Raw genomic sequence first — 23265 nt, forward strand, 5'->3', positions numbered from 1 at the left:
TTCGGTCCAATTGGGCAGATGGCCCCGGCACGGCCCGGCGTCAAGGCTGCTTCCCGCAATTAGGCCGCCAGCGCGGGCGCGATGTCCCGGCCGCGTTGGGCGAACACGACCGGGACATCTCGGGCTACGGGTCGGATCGACCCGGGGCACGATCGCGTACATTGCCTTCGGGGGGATGGACGCTGCGGGGGTAACGAACGGCGGCGCCGGTTTAATCCCGCGCGGACATATTTTCGGAACCGGCAGATCGCACGGTGCGGGCGCGCTCCGTTGTCAGCCGGGCGGCGCTGCTCTATGGCCCGCGCCGATATGACCGAGCAGATCATCATCGCCGTTCCCAAGGGCCGCATCCTCAAGGAGGTGCTGCCGCTGTTCGCGGCGGTCGGCATCCTGCCGGAGCCGGCGTTCGGTGACGAGGACAGCCGGCTGCTGCGCTTCGCCACCAACCGCGCCGACATCGGTCTGATCCGGGTGCGTGCGTTCGACGTTGCGACCTTCGTCGCGCACGGCGCCGCGCAGCTCGGGATCGTCGGCTCGGACGTGCTGATGGAGTTCGACTATTCGGAGCTCTACGCCCCGGTCGACCTGGATATCGGCCATTGCCGGATCTCGGTCGCCGAACCGGTGGCAATGGCGGCGAGCGACGATGTCCGCGAGTGGAGCCATGTCCGCGTGGCGACCAAATATCCCAACATCACCCGCCGCCATTTCGAGGCGCGCGGCGTGCAGGCCGAATGCGTCAAGCTCAACGGCGCGATGGAAATCGCCCCGGTGCTCGGCCTGTCGAGCCGGATCGTCGACCTGGTTTCGACCGGGCGCACGCTCAAGGACAATGGCCTCGCCGAGGTGGAGAAGATCGCCGATGTCTCGTCGCGGCTGATCGTCAACCGCGCGGCCTTCAAAACCCGCGCAGGCGAGATCGCGCCGCTGGTCGAGGGATTCCGCCGTGCCGTCGAGTCCAGGGGGGTGGGCCCCGATGCCGCTTCGGCTCGATAGCCGCGATCCCGGCTTCGCGGCGGCGTTCACGGCGCTGGTCGAGGGCCGGCGCGAGGCCGACGAGGATGTTTCGCGCGACGTGACCGCGATCATCGCGGCGGTGCGGGCGCAGGGCGACGCTGCGCTCGCCGACTATACGCGCCGGTTCGACCGGCACGATCTCGACGCATCGGGCTGGCGGATCGATCGTGCCGCCTGCGACGCCGCGCTCGCGGGGCTGGATGCCGAACTGCGAGCGGCGCTCGACCTCGCGGCGGAACGCATCCGCGCCTATCATGCCGAGCAGCGCCCTGCCGACAGCGCGCGCACCGACGCTGCGGGTGTGCGGATGGGTGCGCGCTGGGGTGCGGTCGAGGCGGCGGGGCTGTATGTGCCTGGCGGCCGGGCGGCCTATCCCTCGTCGGTGCTGATGAACGCGATTCCCGCAAAGGTCGCCGGCGTCGACCGGCTGGTGATGGTGACGCCGACCCCCGATGGCGCGGTCAATCCGCTGGTCCTCGCCGCGGCGGCGCTGGCGGGCGTGGACGAGGTCTGGCGGATCGGCGGTGCGCAGGCGATCGCGGCGCTTGCCTATGGCACCGATCGAATCAGGCCGGTGGATGTGATCGTTGGCCCCGGCAATGCCTGGGTGGCCGAGGCCAAGCGCCAGCTTTACGGCGTGGTCGGCATCGACATGGTGGCGGGCCCGTCCGAAATCGTCGTCGTCGCCGACGGCGACAATGATCCGGCCTGGATCGCCTCGGACCTGCTGAGCCAGGCGGAGCATGATCCGACCAGCCAGTCGATCCTGATCACCGACGATGCCGCCTTCGCCGATGCCGTCGCCGTCGAGGTGGAGGCGCAGCTCGGCCGTCTCCAGACCGAGGCGACCGCACGGGCCAGCTGGGCCGACAACGGCGCGATCGTCACCGTCGCCAGCCTCGGCGAGGTGCCCGCGCTGTCAGACCGGCTCGCGCCCGAGCATCTCGAACTGGCGATTGCCGATCCGCAGGACCTGTTCGATCGCATCCGCCATGCCGGCTCGGTGTTTCTCGGCCGCCATGCGCCCGAGGCTGTCGGCGATTATGTCGCGGGGCCCAACCATGTGCTGCCGACCGGGCGGCGCGCACGTTTCGCGTCGGGCCTGTCGGTGCTCGACTTCATGAAGCGCACCAGCTTCATCGCGCTCGATCCGGCGGCCATTGCTGCCATCGGGCCGGCGGCGGTTGCGCTCGCCAATGCGGAAGGACTGCCCGCGCATGCGGCGTCGGTCGCCGCGCGACTGGGACGATAGATTATGACCAAGATCAACGAACGCTCGCGCTCGCGCAGCGCCGCCCGGCTCGCCGCCGCGCAGGCGCTCTATCAGCAGGAGATGGAGCAGACCCCGCTGGCTTCGCTGCTCGACGAGTTCCACCAGCACCGGCTGGGCGCGACGATCGAGGATGTCGAATATGCCGCGGCCGAAGTCAGCTTCTTCGACGATCTGGTGAAGGGCGTCGATGCCCGCCGTGCCGAGATCGACGCCGCGATTGCCGCCCGGCTTGCCAGCGGCTGGACGCTCGAGCGGCTCGACCGCCCGATGCGGCAGATATTGCGCGTCGGCGCCTATGAGCTGATCGCCCGGCCAGACGTGCCGACCGCGACGGTGATCAGCGAATATGTCGATGTCGCGGACGCCTTCTACGATCGCCGCGAAAAGGGCTTCGTCAACGGACTGCTCGACGGCATCGCGAGGGACGTGCGCGCTTGATCGAAGGCGCCGCGATCGTCCACGACCCGTTCTTCTGGCTGCTCGGGATACCGGCCGTCGTCTTGCTGGGCCTCGGCAAGGGCGGCTTCATCGGGGTCGGCACGCTGGCCATTCCGCTGATGGCGCAGGCGGTGCCGCCGGTACAGGCCGCCGCGGTGCTGCTGCCGCTGCTCATCGTCCAGGATGCGGTAGGCGTCTGGTCGTTCCGCGCCAGCTGGGACCGGCGCATCATGGTCGTCATGCTGCCGGGGGCGGTGATCGGCATCGGGCTGGGCTACTGGTTCGCCGCCAGCTTGTCCGAAGCCTGGGTGCTGGTCGCGGTGGGGCTGATTTCCTTCCTGTTCGGACTCCAGCGGCTTTGGGTCGAGCGTGGCGGGCAAGCGACGCCGTCGCATCGGCTGCCCGACTGGATCGGCGCGATATGCGGGGTCTGCTCGGGCCTTTGCAGCCAGATTGCGCATGCCGGCGCGCCGCCATATCAATTGTGGGTGATGCCGCAGCGGCTGGATCGCGACAGCTTCGTCGGCACCACCGTGATATTCTTCGCGGTGATGAACTGGATCAAGGTTCCCGCTTATGCCGCGCTCGGGCAGTTCTCCACCGCCAACCTGCTCGCCTCGGCCGCGCTGCTGCCGGTGGCGACCGCCTCGACCTTCGCGGGCGTGTGGCTGGTGCGCAGGGTCGATGGCGAGCGCTTCTACACGATCATATACGGGCTCACCGTGCTGCTCGGGGCGAAGCTGCTGTGGGACGGGGCGGTTCAGCTTGCCGCCTGAACCGGCACGACCTGGGCTTCCCTCCCGGAAACGGGCGTGAACGAATGGCGATGAGCGACGAGAAGCGCCTGGTCGATGCCCTGCGCGGCCTTGCCACGCATCCTGGCGCGCGCGCGCTGCTGGACGACGCTGCGGTGTTGCCCGCGCCGATCGGCCGCGATCTCGTCTTCACCCACGACATGCTGGTGGAGGGGGTTCATTACCTGCCCGGCGACCCGCCCGGCGACGTCGCGTGGAAGCTGCTTGCGGTCAATCTGTCGGATCTCGCGGCGAAGGCGGCCCAACCGGTCGGCGTGCTGATGGGCTATGGCCTGACCGGCGCGCACGATTGGGATGCGGCGTTCGTCGAAGGGCTCGGCCGCGCGCTTACGCATTTCGGCGTGCCGCTGCTCGGCGGCGATACGGTCGCGCAGCCGTCGGGCGATGCGCGCGTGCTGGGGCTGACCGCGATCGGGCAGGTCGCGCCCGGCGGCGCGCCCGACCGGCGAGGGGCGCAGCCGGGCGACCTGCTGTTCGTCACCGGCACGATCGGCGATGCGGGCTTGGGCCTGCGCATTGCACTGGGCGAGATCGAGGGCCCTCGCCGCCTGCTGAAGGCCTATCGGCTGCCGATGCCGCGGCTCGTCGAGGGGCGGGTGCTCGGCGGTCTGGCCCATGCCATGGCCGACGTGTCGGACGGGCTGCTGATCGATGCGCAGCGCATGGCGGCCGCGTCGAATCTTGCGGTCGAGGTCGATCTCGATGCGCTGCCCCTGTCGGCGGAGGCGCGCGGCTTCGGCGAGGATCGCCCAGCGCGGCTCGCCGCAGCCATAGCGGGCGACGATTATCAGCTGCTCTGTGCCGTCCCGCCGGGTGATCGCGATGCCGCCGCGGCGGTCGCGGTCGAAATCGGCCGTTTCGAGGCGGGGGCGGGGCTCGCCGTCCGCGATCGCGATGGCGCGGTGCCGTTGCCCGCGCATCTCGGTTACGAGCATCGCTGAACCGCAGCTGAAGGCCTGAATTACGGGCCTTGCGGCGCGCCGACATCCCGGACATACAGAACGCCCACGCGTCTTGAGGTCAAAAAAGGGCGGAAAAGCCCGATCCGAACGCGAACGGAGCGAAGGGAGTCAGGATGCTCATCATAGAAGTCGCGATCGGCTGCGGGCTGCTCGCCATATTATACGGGCTGTTCACCAGCCGTCAGGTGCTGGCCGCATCGGCCGGCAATGAGAAGATGCAGGACATCGCCGCAGCCATCCAGGAAGGCGCGCAAGCCTATCTCGGACGGCAATATCGCACCATAGCCATCGTTGGCGTGATCGTCGCGGCGCTGGTCTTCTATTTCCTCGGGCTGACCTCGGCGACCGGTTTCGTGATCGGCGCGCTGCTTTCCGGTTCTGCCGGCTATGTCGGCATGAACATCTCGGTGCGCGCCAATGTCCGTACTGCCGAAGCGGCGCGGACCAGCCTGCAGAGCGGCCTCACCGTCGCCTTCCGGGCCGGTGCCGTGACCGGTGTGCTCGTCGCCGGCCTCGCGCTTCTCGCGATCTCGGTGTTCTACTGGTATCTCACCGGGCCGCGCGGCTACGCCCCCAATGACCGGGTCGTCATCGACGCGCTGGTAGCGCTGGCGTTCGGCGCATCGCTGATCTCGATCTTCGCGCGCCTCGGCGGCGGCATCTTCACCAAGGCGGCCGACGTCGGCGCCGATCTGGTGGGCAAGGTCGAAGCGGGCATTCCCGAGGACGACCCCCGCAACCCAGCCACCATCGCGGACAATGTCGGCGACAATGTCGGCGACTGCGCCGGCATGGCGGCCGACCTGTTCGAAACCTATGTCGTCACCGTCGGTGCGACGATGGTGCTGATCGCGCTGCTCGTCACCGGCGACGCGGCTTGGATCGGCAAGCTGATGTCGCTGCCGCTGCTGATCGGCGGCGTCTGTATCGTCACCTCGATCATCGGCACCTATATGGTCCGCCTCGGTTCGAGCCAGTCGATCATGGGCGCGCTCTACAAGGGCTTCTGGACCACCGCGATCCTGTCGGTTCCGGCGATCTACTTCGCCACCGACTGGGTGCTCGGCGACATGACCAGCGCGGTCGGGGTCGGCGATACCAGCTTCCCGATCATCAACATCTTCTATTCGGCGCTCGTCGGCCTGGCGGTCACCGGGCTGCTGGTGTGGATCACCGAATATTATACCGGCACCAACTATCGCCCGGTCCGCTCGATCGCCAGGGCGTCCGAGACCGGCCATGGCACCAACGTCATCCAGGGCCTGGCGGTCAGCCTCGAGTCGACCGCGCTGCCGACGCTGGTGATCTGCGTCGGCATCGTCGTCGCCTATCAGCTGGCGGGCCTGATCGGCATCGCCTTCGGCGCGACCGCGATGCTGGCGCTGGCCGGCATGGTCGTCGCCCTCGACGCCTATGGCCCGGTCACCGACAATGCCGGCGGCATCGCCGAGATGGCCGGGCTCGACGACAGCGTGCGCGTCAAGACCGACGCGCTCGATGCGGTCGGCAACACCACCAAGGCGGTGACCAAGGGCTATGCCATCGGTTCGGCAGGCCTTGCCGCGCTGGTGCTGTTCGGCTGCTACACCACTGATCTGACGCATTATTTCCCGAACCTGGCGGTCAACTTCTCGCTCAGCAATCCCTACGTCATCGTGGGCCTGCTGCTGGGCGCGCTGCTGCCCTATATCTTCGGGGCGTTCGGCATGACTGCGGTCGGCCGTGCGGCCGGTGCGGTGGTCGAGGAGGTGCGCGCGCAGTTCCGGGACAATCCGGGCATCATGGCCGGTACCAGCCGTCCCAACTATGCCCGCACCGTCGATCTCGTCACCAAGGCGGCGATCAAGGAGATGATCGTCCCGTCCCTGCTGCCGGTGCTCGCGCCGATCCTGGTCTATTTCGTGATCAGCCAGGTCGCGGGTCAGGCCAACGGCTTCGCGGCGCTGGGCGCGTTGCTGCTGGGCGTGATCGTCTCCGGCCTGTTCGTCGCCATCTCGATGACCTCGGGCGGCGGCGCATGGGACAATGCCAAGAAATATATCGAGGACGGCAATCATGGCGGCAAGGGATCGGAAGCCCATAAGGCGGCCGTGACCGGCGACACCGTCGGCGATCCCTACAAGGACACGGCCGGCCCCGCGGTCAACCCGATGATCAAGATCACCAACATCGTCGCCCTGCTGCTGCTCGCGGCACTCGCCCACGCGATGTGATCGGAAGCGGCAATCGGTTGAAAGAGGCCCGTCCGGAGCGATCCGGACGGGCTTTTTCATTCCCTCTCCCACTTGGGGAGAGGGAGGGGTCCGCGCCGAAGGCGTGGGAGGGTGAGGGCACGATATGTCAGGCGCAAATGCATCGACAGGAATGAACGAAGTCGACCAGTTGCGGACGTTAGCTGAGACGGTAGGATCAATGGCATGTCCTGCCGAATAGCGATCATCATCGCCTGTCTAGGCAGCACGGCCACAGCCCAACCTGTCTCTGACTGGCCGTCAGCCATTACGTGCATCGGAACATCCCGGCTACTCTGCACTGAAGACGCGCGCTGCGAAGTTAGTCGCTTCGGCAAGTTTCCGCTCAAATACGTTTTCAATCTTTCTGCAAAAACATTCGCAACAAGCAATGTCTTCGAGGGCCAAGATGTGCCGAACTTCGCTGGCAAGATCATCTGGCAGCACGAACGGGTGCCAAACCATGATTATCGTCAACTGGCCTTGATGCTGGATGCTGGACAGCTCGTGACGTTCTCCCCAGCGCGGGATAAACAATACCGCAATCTTCGTGGCAAATATCTCGCAGTAGTCCAGTATGGAATGCCCGGTGGAAGTGCGACCGATTGGTTCGATTGCACGTCTGACATGAGCGTTCGCTAGCAACCCAACACAGCCATTCCCTTGCGTATGCAGTTCCCCCGCGCCCTCACCCTCCCACCGCTGCGCGGCGGGCCCCTCCCTCTCCCCTGAGGGAGAGGGGTTTCACGGGGCCTTCTTCCTGATCAGGTAGCGGTAGACGCCGATCAGGTTGATCACCAGCAGGACGATGTTCTGGGTGCCGATCCCCTCCGCGTCGGGCTTGAGGAATCCCCAGGCGATCAGGGCGATCGACGAGGTCACGAAGATCACGAAGGCGATGCCGGTCCAGCGGCGGCCGAGATCGAGCGAGACGAGGAGCGCGGCGATGGCGCCCGCGACCGCGCCGTACCATTGCAGCGCGGCAGTCAGCATAGCGAAAGCATCCTCTTGTCATTGGCGCATGAAGGGCCTCTAACCCGCGTGTTGCGGGTGCGTTCCAGAACCCGGTGCGACGGACCTTGGCAGCATGCACGACCAGCCGATCTTCTTCGATGCCTCCGGACGGCGGCGGCGGCGCTTCGCGCTGGCGCTGATCGCCTTCGTCCTGCTCGTCCTGCTGTCGATCGCCGCCTTCTTCGGGTCGATCGTCGAGGTGGAGCCGCAGCCGCCGCTGCCGTTCGAGGTCGAGCGGCCCGATATCGCGCCGCTGGCCGGCCATGATCACGCGCTGGTCAAGACCAGCGCCCGCCCGATCAAGGATATGTGGCGCGATTTCCGCCATCTGATCGAGCGCGGGCGGCCCGCGCAGGGGCTGCCGCCGACGACCTATGCCTTTCACGCGCCCTGGGACGACGCCTCGGCTGCCTCGCTGGCCCGCCATGTCGACGATATCGACTGGCTGATCCCGGGCTGGATCTCGATCACCGGTGCCGATCACAAGGTGACGAGCTTCGCCGACCCGCGCGGCAAGGCGATCATCAGCAATGCCCAGCACCGGCCCAGGCTGATGCCGATGGTCCAGAACGCGCTCGACGGCGCCTGGGACGGGCCGGGCATAGCCGCTCTGCTGCGCGACCCGGCGCAGACCCGCGCCACGCTCGACAGGGTTGCGCAGCTGCTCGCCGCGAATCAGGCCAGCGGGATATTCTTCGATTTCGAGGAGCTGCCGCCCGACGCGCACCGGACCTATCTCGCCTTCCTGCGGCAGGCGCGCGCGCGCCTGCCCGGCATGACCATCGCCATCGCGGTGCCGGTCGCCGATTCCGACTGGGATCTTCGGGCCTATGCGAAGGTGGCCGACCGGCTGTTCCTGATGGCCTATGACGAGCATTCGGAGCCAGGCGATCCAGGGCCGATCGCCTCGCGCGCCTGGTTTGCCGATTCGGTGGCGCGGGCGGTGCGCGGCCTGCCGCCGGAGAAGGTGGTCGTGGCGCTCGGCTCCTATGCCTATGACTGGGAGAAGGGCGGCGACACCATCGCCCATTCCGTCGAGGACGCCTGGCTGACGGCGCGCGAAAGCGGCGTGGCGCCCCACTATGATCCGCAGAGCGGCAACAGCAGCCTGGCCTATGTGGAGGGCGGCGTCCGCCACGACATCTGGCTGCTCGATGCCGCCGCCATGCACGGCGAGCTCACCACGCTCCGCACGCTCGGCCTGCAATCGGTGGCGCTGTGGCGGCTCGGGACCGAGGATCCGTCGATCTGGACGATGTTCGGGCGCAAGCGCGGCCTGCCCGAGGCGAGTGCGATCGAGGCGATTCCGGCCGGTACCAATGTCGACATCGAGGGCTCGGGCGAGATCCTGCGGATTGGTGCGGTGCCGGTGCCCGGCTATCGCCATGTCGCCACCGACCGGCAGGGCGCGATCACCAATGTGCGGTTCGATCGGCTGCCCAGCCCCTATCAGATCCAGCGCACCGGCTATCGTCCCGGCCTCGTCGCGCTGACCTTCGACGATGGTCCCGATCCGGTCTGGACGCCCCGGATCCTCGATATCCTCAAAGCCGAAAAGGTGCCCGCCACCTTCTTCGTCGTCGGCGAGAATGCGCTGACCCAGCGCGCCCTGCTCGAACGCGAGATCGCCGAAGGGCACGAGGTCGGCAGCCACACCTATACCCATCCCAACCTGGCCGACGCGACGCCGGCACAGACCGCGCTGGAGCTCAATGCCAATCAGCGGCTGTTCCAGGCCTATACCGGGCGGTCGCTGCGGCTTTTCCGTGCGCCCTATTTTGGCGACGCCGAACCGACCACCGCCGACGAGATCACCCCCGTCGCCGAAGCGCAGCGGCGCGGCTATCTGTCGGTCGGCCTGCATGTCGATCCCGATGACTGGAAGCGGCCCGGCGTGGCGCAGATCGTCCAGGGCACCATCGACGGGGTCGAGGGCGGCAATCCCGACTTCTCCACCCAGATCGTGCTGCTCCACGATGCCGGCGGCGATCGCTCGCAGACCGTGGCGGCGCTGCCGCTGCTGATCCATGAGCTTCGCGCCCGGGGCTTTCGCTTCGTGCCGGTGTCCGAACTGGCCGGGCTTCCGGCGCTTCAGGTCAACCCGCCGATCTCGAAGAGCGACCGTCTCGCGGCGGAGACCGATCTCGCCCTGTTCAGCACGCTCGGCGGAATGACGATCGCGATCCGGTGGATCTTCCTGGTCGCGATCAGCCTCGGCATCGCACGCGCCGTGCTGCTGTCCGGGCTGGCGCTGGTCCAGGCCCGGCGCGAATCGCGCACCGTGTTTCCGCCGATCGATCCCGGCCGCTTCGTCACCGTGCTGATCCCCGCCTATAATGAGGAGCGGGTGATCGAACGCTCGGTCCGCCGCGTGCTCGACAGCAGCGAGGTGGAGATCGAAATCATCGTGATCGACGACGGCTCGAGGGACCGCACCAGCGCGGTGGTCCGCGAGGCGTTCGCCGACGAACCGCGGGTGCGGCTGCTGACCCTGGAGAATGGCGGCAAGGCGCGCGCGCTCAACCGCGCGCTTGAACTGGTGCGCGGCGAGATCGTCATCGCGCTCGACGCCGATACCCAGTTCGAACCCACCACCATCGCCCGGCTGGCGCGCTGGTTCGGCGACGAGCGGCTGGGCGCGGTCGCGGGCAATGCCAAGGTCGGCAACCGCGTCAACCTGGTCACCCGCTGGCAGGCGCTCGAATATATCACCGCGCAGAATCTGGAGCGGCGGGCGCTGGCGCGGCTCGATGCGATGACGGTGGTGCCCGGCGCGGTCGGCGCCTGGCGGCTGGCGGCGATCCGCGGCGTCGGCGGCTATCCCCCCGACACGCTGGCCGAGGACCAGGATCTCACCATCGCCATCCAGCGCGCCGGCTGGAAGATCCATTATGATCAATATGCGGTTGCCTGGACTGAGGCTCCGGAAAGCGTCCGCGCGCTCGCCAAGCAGCGCTTCCGCTGGGCCTTCGGCACGCTGCAATGCCTGTGGAAGCACCGTGCGGTGCTGGCCAGCGGACGGCCGCGCGGGCTGGCCCGGATCGGCCTGCCCCAGGCGATATTGTTCCAGATCATGCTGGCCGCGATATCGCCCGTCATCGATCTTGCGCTGTTGCTCAGCCTGGTCGCCACCTGGTTCGAGGTGGAGGCGCATGGCTGGGCGCAGAGCAGCACCGACATCGACAAGATGCTGACCTATTGGCTGGTCTTCACCGCGATCGACCTGCTCGCCGGCTTCGTGGCCTTTGCCCTGGAGCGGCGCGAACGGTGGCGGCTGCTGTGGCTGCTCGTGCCGCAGCGCATCGGCTATCGCCAGATCATGTATTATGTCGTGCTCAAGGCGCTCGCCCAGGCGATGCGCGGGCCGCGGGTCGGCTGGGGCAAGCTGGAACGGTCGGGACGTGTCACCCAGAGCTGAGGTCGAGCGGCATCCGCGCGCCGCACTCGCCCTGCTTTGCATCGCGCTTGCCCTGGTCCAGCTCTACGCCTTCCACTGGGGCGTCATAACGCCCGATAGTGTCGTCCAGTACGGCCAGGCGCTGAGCGGGCGTTACGACGACTGGCACCCGCCGGTCACCGCCTGGCTATGGCGGCAGCTGCTCCGGCTCGGACCCGGCGGGGCGCCGTTCCTGCTGCTCGACGTCGCGCTCTACTGGGGGGCGATCGGGCTGATCGCGGACAGCCTGCGTGCGCGCCATGGCTGGCGCGCGGCGGTGCTGCCGATCCTGCTCGCGCTGCTGCCGATCCCGTTCGGACAGGTCGGCGCGATCCTGAAGGATCCGCTGATGGCGTGCCTGATGCTGATGGCGGCGGCATTGCTGGTCCGCCGCGCGGCGGGCGGGCCGGCATGGCTGGCGGCGGTTGCGGTGCCGTTGATCCTGATCGCCGCGGCGACGCGCATCAACGCGCTGTTCGCGGCGCTGCCATTGCTGCTGCTCGTGCTGCCGGCGCGGTGGACGGCGAGTCCGCTGCGTCTGTCCGCCGCCGCGACGGCGTCGCTGGCGCTGCTGCTGGCGAGCAACTGGGCGATCAACGAGGCCATGCTGAGGCCCAGCCATTCGCATCCGCTCTATTCGCTGATCAATTTCGATCTCGCGGGGATCGTCGCGCAGGGCGGCGGCAATGGCTATCCGGGGCTAAGCGACGCGCAGGCCCGCGCCGCCACGGCGCATTGCTATACCCCGCGGCTCTATGGCGGCGGCGATGAGCCCGGCTGCACCATGGCCGAGGACAGCCTGGCCGAGCATGTCTCGCGCACCGGCGACAGCCCGATCGGCATCTGGCTCAACGCCGTGATCGCCTCGCGCGCCGCCTATGCCCGGCACCGGCTCGCCCATCTCGACTGGAACTGGCGCTTCCTGCTCCGCGAGGTGCCGGGCGACGCGGTCTACCTGATGAGCCAGCCCAACGAACTGGGGCTCCGCTTCACCCCGAACGGCGCGACCCGCACCATCGTGAAGGCCTCGATGTGGCTGGCCTGGTCGCCGCTGGGCCGCCCGGCCACCTGGCTCGCGGTCGCGCTCGGCCTGATGATCGCCGCGCCGGGCCTGCCCAGCCGGCGCATCGTCGCGGCGCTTGCCGCCTCGGCGCTCTGCTATGGCGGTGCCTATGCGCTGATCAGCGTCGCACCCGACCTCCGCTATAATCTGTGGACGATGCTGGCCGTCATCATCGGGCTGGCCATCGCGCTGCCCGAGCGGGCGGCGCTCGGGGCAGGCCGCCGGCTCGTGGCCGTCGCGCCCGCCATCGCCGCAATGCTGATGGAGACCATGGCCTTGCTGGGGGTTAGCGGCTGAGGCCGATTGCGGTATAGCGAAGCAGCGTGAACGGCTGGCGATCCCGTCGGTTCGTGACAGGAATGGAGAGGATCGGATCGTGGACAATGAAAGGCGAAAGCTTCGCGAAACCGTCGACCTGCTCGGCTTCCGCGCGCAGGCGACCGCCGTCGGGCTGGTGCAGCTGGCGGTGGAGCTCAAGGCCGTCGGCGTCCTCGACGCGGCCGCGGTCGGGCGGATCAAGGATGCCATTTGCGGCGACCTCATGCTGTCGCGGCCCAGCTGCGTGGAGCGCGCCGAATATGAGCGGACGTTGCGGCGCCGGCTCGACGGACTGTTCGATGGCGGAGAGCGCATGGGGGCGGTGCCGCCGCCGCAGCTCGGCCACACGCAGGATGCGGCCTGATAGCCATTGACTTCGCCGACGCGGCATCTGCAATTCGCCGATGCGCTTCTTCTCCGATAATGCCGCCAGCGTCTGCCCCGAAGTCATGGCGGCGCTCGGCCGCGCCAATTCGCCCGATACCGCCTATGACGGTGATGCGCTGAGCGCGTCGCTCGATGGCGCTTTCTCGGATCTGTTCGGCACCCAGGTCGCGGCGCTGTGGGTGTCCAGCGGAACGGCCGCGAATGCCCTGGCGCTCGCGGCGATGGTACAGTCGCACCAGGCGGTGATCTGCCATGCGGACGCCCATATCCAGGCCGACGAATGCGGCGCACCCGAATTCTACACCGGCGGGGCCAAGCTGATGCTGGCAAGCGGCGTGGGCGCGAAGCTCGATCCGGCGGGCCTGGAGGCTCTCGCCGCCTCTGTCCGCAACGATGTCCACCAGACCCAGCCGGCGGCGGTGTCGATCACCAACGCCACCGAATATGGGCTGGTCTACACGCCCGACGAGGTCGCCGCGATCGGCGAAGCGGCGAAGCGGCGCGGGCTCGGCCTGCATATGGACGGTGCCCGTTTCGCGAACGCCGTCGCGACGCTCGGCTGCTCGCCGGCCGATCTCACCTGGCGGGCCGGGGTCGATGCGCTGAGCTTCGGCTTCATCAAAAATGGTGGCATGTCGGCCGAGGCGCTGCTGTTCTTCCGGCCGGAGCTTGCCCAGGCGACGCGGTATCGCCGCAAGCGCGCCGGGCACCTGCTGTCGAAGGGCCGTTTCGCCGCGGCACAGATATTGGCGATGCTCGATGGCGGCGTCTGGCTGCGCAACGCCCGCGCTGCCAATGCCGCCGCCGCGCACATCGCCAACGCCGCGCGCGGCCGGCTGCTGCACTCGGTGGAGGCCAATGAAATATTCCTGCGGCTGACGGCGGCCGAGGCCGAGTCGTTGCGGGCACAGGGCTTCGAATTCTACGACTGGACGCCCGGCGTCGCCCGGCTGGTGTGCAGCTGGGACCAGCCTGCGGGCGAAGTCGACGCGCTGGCCGCGGCGATCATGGCGCTGACCTGATCGCGGCTCCCGCACGCTGTCGGCCGCAGCGGCGCGGCGGCTCGTGCCGGCTTTTCAGCCGGCTTACCGCCCGGTTAGACGTCATGCACGAAGCTTGCCAGTTTCCTTGACCATCGGCTTTCGCTAATCAGGGCGACCTTCACCGCGCCGACAGGACAAGCCTGCATGAACGACACCGCCACGCTCCAGCGTCCGACCGGCCCCGAAGCGGCCAGTGTCGCACGCGGCCTGTCGGTCGTGTCCATCGCCAAGACCTACGACAAGCGCCAGGTGCTGTCGGATATTTCGCTCGATGTCGCGCGGGGCGAAGTCGTCGGGCTGCTCGGCCCGAACGGCGCCGGCAAGACGACATGCTTCTATTCGGTGATGGGTCTGGTGAAGCCCGACGCCGGTCGTATCCTGCTCGATGGCGACGACATCACCACCCTGCCGATGTATCGGCGGGCTATCCTGGGGCTCGGTTATCTGCCGCAGGAAACCTCGATCTTCCGCGGCCTCACCGTCGCGCAGAACCTGCTCGCGGTGCTCGAGCTGGTCGAACCCGACAGGGCGCAGCGCGGCGAGCGGCTGGAGGAGCTGCTCAGGGAGTTCCACCTGACCCATCTGCGCGATTCGCCGGCGATGGCGCTGTCGGGCGGCGAGCGCCGCCGCTGCGAGATCGCCCGCGCGCTGGCCGCCGATCCGTCGATCATGCTGCTCGACGAACCTTTTGCCGGCATCGACCCGATTTCGATCTCCGACATCCGCGAGCTGGTGCGCGACCTGAAGCGCCGCGACATCGGTGTGTTGATCACCGATCACAATGTTCGCGAAACGCTCGACATCGTCGATCGCGCCTGCATCATCTATGACGGCAAGGTGCTGTTCCAGGGCAGCCCGGCAGCCCTGGTGGCCGATCCCAACGTCCGGCGTCTATATCTGGGCGAAGGTTTCTCGCTCTGACGCCATGGTTTCAATGAAATTGAAACCGAGCGGTACCGGCCCRCGCCTCGATCTCCGGCAAAGCCAGTCGCTGGTCATGACGCCGCAGCTCCAGCAGGCGATCAAGCTGCTGGCGCTCTCCAATCTCGAGGTCGAAGCTTTCATCGCCGAGGAGATCGAGAAGAACCCGCTGCTGGAGAGCGGCGCGAACGAACCATCCGAGCGGGACGCCGACGACCGTTCCGACGACGGTGCTGGCTTCGAAGATGAGGGAATCGGCGATGGCGAGGGATATGACGGCCCGACTGCCGACCGGCTGATCGAGGCCGGCGATGCCGTGGCCGATGCCCCGCTGGACGTCGACTATGCGGCGGAGACCTTCCACCATGACAGCGCCGCCGATTCGATGCGCGGCATGGATGGCGGGCTCGGCCTCGAAGGCGACGCCAGCGGATCGGCCGAAGCGCCCGATCTCGACGACTATGCCACCGCGACGCTGTCGCTGCGCGATCATCTCACCGCCCAGGCCGGCGAGTTGCTGCCGGGATCGGATATGGTCATCGCCGCGCAGCTGATCGACCTGATCGACGAGGCCGGCTATTTCGAGGGCGACACCGCCGAGCTCGCCCGCCAGCTGGACGTGCCGCTGTTCCATGTCGAGCGCGTGCTCGGGGTGATCCAGACGCTCGATCCCAGCGGGGTCGGCGCGCGGTCGCTGGCCGAATGTATCGCCATCCAGGCCCGGGAGGCCGACCGCTACGATCCGGCGATGGCGAAGCTGATCGACAATCTCGACCTGCTCGCGCGCGGCGCGATCCCGCAGCTGCGCCGGCTCTGCGGGGTGGACGAGGAGGACATGGCGGACATGATCCGCGAGCTCCGCAATTACGATCCCAAGCCGGGGCTGCGCTTCGGCGGCGAGCCGCCGGCGCCGGTGACGCCCGATATCTTCATCGCGCGCACGGGCACCGGCTGGGCGATCGAGCTCAATGGCGCGACCTTGCCCCGGCTGCTCGTCAACCGCGCTTATTATACCGAATTGTCGAGCGGGGCGCAGGACAAGGGCAGCAAGGCATGGCTCAGCGAATGCCTCGCCTCGGCCAATTGGCTGGTCAAGGCGCTCGACCAGCGCGCCCGCACGATCGTCAAGGTCGCCAGCGAGATCGTGAAGCAGCAGGAGGCGTTCTTCCTCCACGGCGTCGAGCATCTCCGCCCCTTGACCCTCAAGGCGGTGGCCGACGCGATCGGCATGCACGAATCGACGATCAGCCGCGTCACCTCGAACAAATATCTGATGTGCGAGCGCGGGCTCCACGAGCTCAAATATTTCTTCACGAGCGGCGTCGCCGCGTCGGACGGCGGCGACAATGTCTCGGCCGAGGCGGTGAAAAGCCAGATCGCCAAGCTGATCGCCGTCGAAGGCGACGACATATTGTCCGACGACAAGCTGGTCGACCTGCTCAAGGACAAGGGCTTCGACCTGGCCCGGCGGACGGTGGCCAAATATCGCGAGGCGATCGGACTGGGATCGTCGGTGCAGCGCAGGCGCCAGCGGGCGATGAAGGCGGCGTAGCAGGCCGCGGCGGTCACATCGGGATCAGCAGCCCGGCCAACGCCGCCGACATCAGGTTCGCCAGGCTGCCCGCCACCAGCGCCTTGATTCCCAGCCGGGCGATGGTCGGTCGCTGGTTGGGCGCGAGGCTGCCGGCGGACGCCATCTGGATGGCGATCGACGAGAAATTGGCGAAGCCGCACAGCGCGAAGGTGACCACCGCGACGCTGTGGGGGCTGAGCGTCGCCCTGATCTGGCCGAGGTGGATATAGGCGACGAACTCGTTGAGCGCGACCTTCTCGCCGAACAGCCCGCCGGCGACCTGCGCCTGATCCCAGGGGATGTTGAGCAGGACCATCACCGGCGCGAACAGCAGGCCGAGCAACTGCTGGAAGCTGGCCTGCGGAAAGCCGAACCAGCCGCCGACCGCACCGAGCATGCCGTTCGCCAGCGCCACCAGCGCGACGAAGGCGAGCACCATCGCGCCGACCGAGACCGCGATCCTCACCCCGGTCTGCGCGCCGAGCGAGGCGGCCATGATGATGTTTTCAGGCCGTGCACCGGCCTCGTGCGCTTCGGCGACCGCGATCACTTCGTCCTCGGGCGCGTCGCCGAGCGGCAGTTCGCCCTCGACTGTGCGGGGATCGGGCATGATGATCTTCGCCATCAGCAGCGCGCCGGGCGCCGACATGAAGCTGGCGGCGAGCAGCAGGTCGATGCTGATTCCCATCGCGGCATAGGCCGCCAATATGGTGCCCGCGACGCCGGCCATGCCCGATGTCATCACCGCGAACATCTGGTGCGGCCTAAGTTCCGCGAGATAGGGGCGGATCACCAGCGGAGATTCGCTCTGGCCGACGAAGATGTTCGCCGCCGCGCAAAGCGATTCGATCCTGGAGACGCCGATGACCGCCTCGATCGTGCCGCCGACCCAGCGGATCACGAACTGCATGACGCCGAGATAATAGAGGATCGACACCAGCGCCGCGAAGAAGATGATCACCGGCAGCGCCGCGATCGCGAAGCTGGTGCCGCCGATCGCAGGACTCGCGATCGAGCCGAACAGGAAATCGGTGCCGGCCTGGGCATAGCCGAGCAGGCTCGACACGCCGCCGGAGAGCCAGGCCAGCGCCGCCCGGCCCCAGGGGACGTAGAGCGCGAGCACGGCGATGCCTGCCTGCAAGGCGAAGGCGGCCCCCACAACGCGCAGGCGGATCGCCTTGCGGTCCGACGACAGCGCCACCGCCACCAGCAGGATGAGCGCGATGCCGGCGACGCCGGTCAGCAATTTGGTCATGCGGGGGCATCTCGCGGTGCAGAGGGCTGACGCCGCACCTTGGCGTGCGGTGTCCAGCGGTCAAGCGCTGCTTTTGCCGCTGCCTGGGGCCTGTCCATTCTCTCCTGGCGATCGGGCGGCGGCCGGATGCGCCCCCGGCCGCGCGATGGCCGGCGCGACGATAGCCTTTCTAACGCCACGGACCTCGGCTAAGGGCCGCGCATGCCGACAGACTACAGCCCCGATCCGATCCTCCTGGCCAAGGCCGAAACCCTCACCGAGGCGCTGCCCTATATGCAGCGCTATGCCGGCGAGACTTTCGTCGTGAAATATGGCGGCCACGCCATGGGCGATCCCGAGCTGGCGCACGACTTCGCGGAGGATATCGTCCTGCTGAAGGCGGTTGGGATCAATCCGGTCGTCGTCCATGGCGGCGGGCCGCAGATCGGCAGGATGCTGAAGACGCTGGGCGTCGAGAGCAGCTTCATCGACGGGCTGCGCGTCACCGATGCCGAGACCGCCAGGATCGCCGAAATGGTGCTGTGCGGATCGATCAACAAGGAGATCGTCTCCTGGATCGCGCATGCCGGCGGCCGCGCGGTCGGCATGTCGGGCAAGGACGGCCGCATGGTGGTGGCCGAGAAGGTCCGCCGCACCCGGATCAACCCCGACACCAGTGCCGAGGAACCCGTCGATCTCGGCTTCGTCGGCGAGCCCGCGGATATCGACCGGCGGGTGATCGACACCATCTCCAAGGCCGGCATGATCCCGGTCATCGCCCCGATCGCGATCGGCGAGGACGGCCACACCTACAATGTCAACGCCGATACGATGGCCGGTGCGATCGCGATCGCGCTGGGCGCGGCGCGGCTGTTCCTGCTCACCGACGTGCCCGGCGTGCTCGACAAGGAAAAACAGCTGATCCGCGACCTGACGCCCGAGCAGATCGGCGCGCTCCGCATCGACGGCACGATATCGGGCGGCATGATCCCCAAGCTGGAAACCTGCGTCGACGCGGTGGAAGGCGGCGTCGATGCTGCCGTCATCCTCGACGGCCAGGTGCCGCACGCGATGCTGATCGAAGCCTTCACCCGCCGCGGTGCCGGCACGCTGGTGCGGATAGGGTAAGTTTTTTTGTTGTGCCCTCAAACGCCGGGCGGCAGGCATCCGCCTGCCTTGGCTTCGCGCCAATAAGGCGCGGCGGCCGTTCGGCCTTGCGGAACACTGGCGCGTTCCGAGGCCGGGCTCATCGTCGGAGCCCGACGGGGCTCCGCAAGGCCGAACGGCCGCCCGAGCTTATTGCGAGGAAGCCAAGCAGCACGGATGTGCTGCGCCCGGCGTTTGAGGGCGAACACAGACTCAGTCGGCACGGCGTGCCGATTGATACGGTCACGTCATTGCCCGCGGCGATCTGCGCCACTACATCCGGCCGCGACACTCTCGAAGGGCTTTAGATGCTTCTCCTCCTCCTGCAGATCGTCGACCTGCTGCTGAGCGTGCTGCGCTGGATCATCATCATCCAGGCGATCATGTCGTGGCTGGTCGCGTTCAACGTGATCAACACCTATAACGACTTCGTCCGCCAGCTGCTCTACGCGCTCGACAAGATCACCGAGCCGATCTACCGGCCGATCCGCCGGATCATGCCCGATTTCGGCGCGCTCGACCTGTCGCCGCTGGTGGCGCTGCTGCTGATCATCATCCTGCAGATGGTGATCGGCCACGCCAAAGCATCGGTGATGATGGCGGGCGTCTGAGCGCCTGGAGCATCGTTGCCGACGGCGTCGTCATCGCCGTCCGCGCCAGTCCCAAAGCCAGCCGCGAGGCCATAGAAGGGATCGTCACAGCCGATGACGGCCGCGACTGGCTGGCGGTCAGGCTGACCGCTCCGCCGAGCGACGGCGCCGCCAATGCGGCGCTGATCCGGCTGGTGGCAAAGGCGCTGCGGGTCGCGAAGGGGGATGTGACGCTGGCCAGCGGCGCGACTTCGCGGCTAAAGAGGCTGCATATCCGGGGCGAGCCCGCGGCCCTGGCCGATGCCCTCGCCCACATCGTCAAGGACAAGGCATGAGCGCGGACATCATCGACGGCAAGGCGTTCGCGGGCGGGTTGCGCGCGCGGATCGCGGAGATGGTTCCGGGCTTCCGTACCGCTGCCGGCCGCGCGCCTGGGCTCGCCGTGGTGCTGGTGGGCGAGGATCCGGCCAGCCAGGTCTATGTCCGCTCGAAGCACAAGGCGACGATCGAGGCAGGCATGGACAGCTTCGAGCACCGGCTGCCGGCCGAGGCCAGCCAGGAGGAACTGCTCGGCCTGGTGCGCCGGCTCAATGAGGACGAGACGGTCGACGGCATCCTCGTCCAGCTGCCGCTGCCGGCGCATATCGACGAGGATCTGGTGATCGCGACGATCGATCCGGACAAGGATGTCGACGGCTTCAACGTCATCAATGTCGGCCGGCTGTCGACCGGCCTGCCCGGCTATGTGCCCTGCACGCCGCTCGGCTGCGTCATGCTGCTGAAGGATCGGCTCGGCGACCTGTCGGGGCTGGACGCCGTGGTGATCGGCCGCTCGAACATCGTCGGCAAGCCGATGGCGCAGCTGCTGATCGCCGAGAGCTGCACCGTGACCGTCGCGCATAGCCGCACCCGGAACCTCGCCGACGTCGTGCGCCGCGCCGATATCGTCGTTGCCGCGGTCGGCCGGCCCGAGATGATCAGGGGCGACTGGATCAAGCCCGGCGCGACGGTCATCGACGTCGGAATCAACCGCGTGCCCGCCGCGGAGCCCGGCAAGACCAAGCTGGTGGGCGATGTCGCCTTCGTGGAAGCTGCCCAGGTCGCGGGGGCGATCACGCCGGTCCCCGGCGGCGTCGGGCCGATGACGATCGCGGTCCTGCTGCGCAACACGCTGGTCGCCGCGCACCGCCGCGCCGGAGTGCCGCTGCCGGCTGACGCGATCTGATGCGCCGTAGCGGGCGCGGCCGGCCATGATGGCGCTGTTCCTCTCGGCGTTCGTCACGCTGTTCGTGGTGATCGATCCGCCCGGCTGCGCGCCGATCTTCGCCGGCCTGACCAGCGGCTCGTCCGATACTCACCGCCGCGCGATGGCGCTGCGCTCGACCATGATCGCGTCGGTCCTGCTGCTGCTGTTCGCGCTGGTCGGCGAGAAGCTGCTCGACACGCTCGGCATCAGCCTCGATGCCTTCCGCATCGCGGGTGGCATCATGGTGTTCCTGATAGCGCTCGAAATGGTGTTCGAGAAGCGCACCGAGCGCCGCGAGGGCCGTGCCGACGAGATCAGCCGCAAGGCGGCCGAGGAGCACCGCCCGGTCGAGGACATATCGGTCTTCCCGATGGCGATTCCGATGATCGCTGGTCCCGGCTCGATCGCGACGGTCATGCTGCTGGTGTCGCGCAGCCATGGCATCCAGCAGACCCTGGTCGTGATCGCCGCGCTGGCATCGGTGCTGCTGCTCACCCTGGCCGCGCTGATCGCCGCCGGCCCGATCATGCGGGTGCTCGGCCCGAAGCTGGAGGCGATGATCAGCCGCGTGCTGGGGGTGCTGCTGGCAGCATTGGCCGCGCAATTCGTGATCGACGGGATCACGGCGGCGTTCCACCTCGGGTGACGCAACCTCCCTCTCCCGCTTTCGCGGGGGAGGGTCGGGGTGAGAGCCCTACCTCACCATCCGCCACAGCCGGAATGGCGAATTGGCCGGCAGCGCCACCGGTGTCAGCCAGGCCGGCACCTTGTCGTCCATAATCTGCATGTAGAAGCCGTCGCGCGCCTGCGCCCGGTAGATGGTCGACTCCGCCATGCCGGGGCACAGCAGCAGCATCGTCGCGCCGTGGAGCTTCATCACGGCATGGGCGACCTCGGGCGATGTCGAGCGGAATGCCCTCTGCACTTCGAGGATGATGTCGCCATTGCGGTGATAGGGGCCGGCTATCGCGCTGTGGCGGGTCATCGTGATCAGCCGCGGTCCCATGTCGATGAAGGTGAGCATCGTTGCGGGCGGGAGCGCATCGAGCTGGCGCAGCGCCGGCAGCGTCGGGCAGCGTCGGGCGTTCTCGGCGGCCTTGGCCGCTGCGCTCGCGCTGCGCACTTCCTTCGCGGTCGGCGGGATCATCGTCGCGAATTGCGCGAGCTGGCCCGACAGCGCGAAGAACACGAACAGCGTGCCGCCGATCCGGATCAGCGACCAGCTCGATTCAAGCAGCCTTGGCAGCAGCAGCCACGCCAGCGAGGTCGCCCCGAACACGCCGATCAGCTGTGCCTGCGGCCCGAAGCGCGATTGCCAGGCGAGTCCCAGCGTCGCGACCAGGCTGAGCAGCGCGATCGACATCCAGGCGCCGGCGGTCGGCGCGCGCCGCGCCTGCCAGGCTGCGATGACGGCACCGATCGTGCCGATCACCGGCAGCCAGGCGGTGCCGAGCGCATCGCGCCATGGCTTGGTGTAGAGCGGCTTCACCTCGCGGATATTGTCGAACCACATCCGCGCCAGCTCGGGCGATATGTGCTCTGGCCGGCCGAGGCATTGCGGGAAGCTGATCGCGAAGAAGCCGGCGATCAGCGCGCCGGCCGCGAGCAGCAGGACCAGCCGCAGCGCCTGGCTCCCGCTGCGCACGAAGCTCAGCCCGAGCAGCAGCGCGCTCGTGAGCAGCAGCGTCGCCAGATAGACCGGCGACAGCACGTCGCAGACCATCGCGCGGTTGTCATAGGAAGCGAAGCCGCCGAACGCGATCGCGCAGCCGCCGCCGAGGGCGATCGCATAGGCCGCCAGCCGACCCGCCTCGGCGCGGTTGCCATTCGTGCCCAGGGCCCAGCGCAGCGCGACCGAAGCGCCCGCTATCGTCATCATCGGGATCAGTTCGAGGCCGATGCCGAACGAAACCGCCGTCGCCAGGCCGGCTACCGCGCCGCCGCGTCGGCCGTTGGGATCGGCCAGGCCCGCCACCACCAACATCAGCGTGGCGAGCTGCCAGCCATGATGGTCGACGCGCAGCGGCATCCACATGAACAGGGTGGTCTGCGCGCACAGCATGATCGCGAAGGCGATCGGATAGGCGCGCGGATGGATCAGCCGCCGCACCGCCAGGATCATCGCCCATAAGGCCGGGCCCAGCGCCAGCATCGGCGCCACGGCGCAGGCGATCTGCTGCGCCATATAATCGCCCACGATAGGCCGGAAGATCAGCAGCATCGCCGCGATCGGCAGGTCGACGATCCGCGACCAGTGGATGTTGAGGCCGTCGGGCGGCGCCAGCTTGTGCTGTCGCAGGTCGAACCAGGCCTGCCCGTCGAGCCACGCCTTGACCTCGGCGAGCCGCATATTGTCGTCGGTGTCGGCGAGGCCCAGCCAGCGTATCTGGCCCCATTTGTAGAACAGGAAATAGGCGCAGGTGCCGGTGAACAGCATCCAGAAGACCGTTCGCCACCGGCGTTCGATCCATGCCATCATCCGTTCTTCGAAATCGCCGCCATCGTCCCGCATCGCGCCCGCTTAGAGCCGCGGCCGCCTGCGGGCAACGCTCGAACCC

At 68.0% G+C, this 23265-nt stretch carries 21 protein-coding genes; 18 read left to right on the top strand and 3 right to left on the bottom strand.

Annotated elements, in window-relative coordinates:
* Nucleotides 1-309: 309 nt before the first annotated feature.
* The 7 genes from hisG to AC1DQK_RS05030 all read left to right on the top strand — a co-directional run bounded on the left by hisG (nt 310) and on the right by AC1DQK_RS05030 (nt 7378).
* Nucleotides 310-996 (top strand): ATP phosphoribosyltransferase, encoded by a 687-nt coding sequence (hisG, locus tag AC1DQK_RS05000; protein ID WP_477869230.1) that lies wholly within the window; start codon nt 310-312, stop codon nt 994-996.
* Nucleotides 977-2269 (top strand): histidinol dehydrogenase, encoded by a 1293-nt coding sequence (gene hisD / locus AC1DQK_RS05005; RefSeq protein ID WP_477868035.1) that lies wholly within the window; start codon nt 977-979, stop codon nt 2267-2269. Before hisG ends, hisD begins: the two co-directional genes overlap by 20 nt.
* Before the next feature lie 3 nt (nt 2270-2272).
* Nucleotides 2273-2728: a transcription antitermination factor NusB gene (gene nusB, locus AC1DQK_RS05010; RefSeq protein ID WP_477868037.1), complete on the top strand. Its 456-nt coding sequence runs from the start codon at nt 2273-2275 to the stop codon at nt 2726-2728.
* Nucleotides 2725-3504 carry a sulfite exporter TauE/SafE family protein gene (locus tag AC1DQK_RS05015; RefSeq protein WP_477868039.1) on the top strand — a complete coding sequence of 260 codons (780 nt, stop codon included), beginning with the start codon at nt 2725-2727 and terminating at the stop codon, nt 3502-3504. Before nusB ends, AC1DQK_RS05015 begins: the two co-directional genes overlap by 4 nt.
* A 50-nt stretch (nt 3505-3554) precedes the next feature.
* Nucleotides 3555-4484 carry a thiamine-phosphate kinase gene (thiL, locus tag AC1DQK_RS05020; protein WP_477868041.1) on the top strand — a complete coding sequence of 310 codons (930 nt, stop codon included), beginning with the start codon at nt 3555-3557 and terminating at the stop codon, nt 4482-4484.
* A 134-nt stretch (nt 4485-4618) separates the two neighbouring features.
* A complete protein-coding gene (locus tag AC1DQK_RS05025) occupies nt 4619-6718 on the top strand; it encodes a sodium-translocating pyrophosphatase (protein ID WP_477868043.1) in 2100 nt (699 codons plus the stop codon).
* A gap of 204 nt (nt 6719-6922) precedes the next feature.
* Nucleotides 6923-7378 carry a hypothetical protein gene (locus AC1DQK_RS05030; protein ID WP_477868045.1) on the top strand — a complete coding sequence of 152 codons (456 nt, stop codon included), beginning with the start codon at nt 6923-6925 and terminating at the stop codon, nt 7376-7378.
* Between the two features lie 102 nt (nt 7379-7480).
* On the opposite strand, the gene AC1DQK_RS05035 is transcribed toward AC1DQK_RS05030, so the two are convergent.
* Nucleotides 7481-7729, bottom strand: a complete 249-nt coding sequence (locus tag AC1DQK_RS05035) for a hypothetical protein (protein WP_477868047.1) — start codon at nt 7727-7729, stop codon at nt 7481-7483.
* Between the two features lie 94 nt (nt 7730-7823).
* On the opposite strand from AC1DQK_RS05035, the gene AC1DQK_RS05040 reads away from it, so the two are divergent.
* The 6 genes from AC1DQK_RS05040 (at nt 7824) to rpoN (ending at nt 16470) form a co-directional block, all read left to right on the top strand.
* Nucleotides 7824-11168 carry a glycosyltransferase gene (locus AC1DQK_RS05040; protein WP_477868049.1) on the top strand — a complete coding sequence of 1115 codons (3345 nt, stop codon included), beginning with the start codon at nt 7824-7826 and terminating at the stop codon, nt 11166-11168.
* Nucleotides 11152-12546 (top strand): hypothetical protein, encoded by a 1395-nt coding sequence (locus AC1DQK_RS05045; RefSeq protein ID WP_477868051.1) that lies wholly within the window; start codon nt 11152-11154, stop codon nt 12544-12546. The genes AC1DQK_RS05040 and AC1DQK_RS05045 overlap by 17 nt, the downstream gene beginning before the upstream one ends.
* Before the next feature lie 79 nt (nt 12547-12625).
* Nucleotides 12626-12931, top strand: a complete 306-nt coding sequence (locus AC1DQK_RS05050; RefSeq protein ID WP_477868053.1) for a hypothetical protein — start codon at nt 12626-12628, stop codon at nt 12929-12931.
* A 40-nt stretch (nt 12932-12971) separates the two neighbouring features.
* Complete coding sequence (locus AC1DQK_RS05055; protein WP_477868055.1) at nt 12972-13976, top strand: threonine aldolase family protein; 1005 nt, start codon at nt 12972-12974, stop codon at nt 13974-13976.
* Nucleotides 13977-14141: 165 nt separating this feature from the next.
* Nucleotides 14142-14918, top strand: coding sequence for an LPS export ABC transporter ATP-binding protein (gene lptB / locus AC1DQK_RS05060; RefSeq protein WP_477868057.1), 777 nt, complete (start codon nt 14142-14144; stop codon nt 14916-14918).
* A gap of 13 nt (nt 14919-14931) precedes the next feature.
* Nucleotides 14932-16470: an RNA polymerase factor sigma-54 gene (gene rpoN, locus AC1DQK_RS05065; protein WP_477868059.1), complete on the top strand. Its 1539-nt coding sequence runs from the start codon at nt 14932-14934 to the stop codon at nt 16468-16470.
* Between the two features lie 13 nt (nt 16471-16483).
* Here the strand turns inward: rpoN and AC1DQK_RS05070 are convergent, their stop codons facing one another.
* On the bottom strand, nt 16484-17746 hold the full coding sequence (locus tag AC1DQK_RS05070) for a NupC/NupG family nucleoside CNT transporter (RefSeq protein WP_477868061.1): 1263 nt from the start codon (nt 17744-17746) through the stop codon (nt 16484-16486).
* 201 nt (nt 17747-17947) lie between these two features.
* On the opposite strand from AC1DQK_RS05070, the gene argB reads away from it, so the two are divergent.
* From argB to AC1DQK_RS05095, 5 genes are all read left to right on the top strand, one after another.
* Nucleotides 17948-18853, top strand: a complete 906-nt coding sequence (argB, locus tag AC1DQK_RS05075; protein ID WP_477868063.1) for an acetylglutamate kinase — start codon at nt 17948-17950, stop codon at nt 18851-18853.
* Nucleotides 18854-19179: 326 nt separating this feature from the next.
* Nucleotides 19180-19482 (top strand): YggT family protein, encoded by a 303-nt coding sequence (locus AC1DQK_RS05080; RefSeq protein ID WP_477868065.1) that lies wholly within the window; start codon nt 19180-19182, stop codon nt 19480-19482.
* A 32-nt stretch (nt 19483-19514) separates the two neighbouring features.
* Nucleotides 19515-19796, top strand: a complete 282-nt coding sequence (locus AC1DQK_RS05085; RefSeq protein WP_477869232.1) for a DUF167 family protein — start codon at nt 19515-19517, stop codon at nt 19794-19796.
* Nucleotides 19793-20686: a bifunctional methylenetetrahydrofolate dehydrogenase/methenyltetrahydrofolate cyclohydrolase FolD gene (folD, locus tag AC1DQK_RS05090; protein WP_477868067.1), complete on the top strand. Its 894-nt coding sequence runs from the start codon at nt 19793-19795 to the stop codon at nt 20684-20686. Before AC1DQK_RS05085 ends, folD begins: the two co-directional genes overlap by 4 nt.
* A gap of 25 nt (nt 20687-20711) precedes the next feature.
* Nucleotides 20712-21353: a MarC family protein gene (locus AC1DQK_RS05095; protein ID WP_477868069.1), complete on the top strand. Its 642-nt coding sequence runs from the start codon at nt 20712-20714 to the stop codon at nt 21351-21353.
* Nucleotides 21354-21401: 48 nt separating this feature from the next.
* Here the strand turns inward: AC1DQK_RS05095 and AC1DQK_RS05100 are convergent, their stop codons facing one another.
* Nucleotides 21402-23219 carry an AcrB/AcrD/AcrF family protein gene (locus AC1DQK_RS05100; RefSeq protein ID WP_477868071.1) on the bottom strand — a complete coding sequence of 606 codons (1818 nt, stop codon included), beginning with the start codon at nt 23217-23219 and terminating at the stop codon, nt 21402-21404.
* Nucleotides 23220-23265: the final 46 nt, after the last annotated feature.

The sequence above is a fragment of the Rhizorhabdus sp. P4_G5 genome, assembly GCF_056401065.1.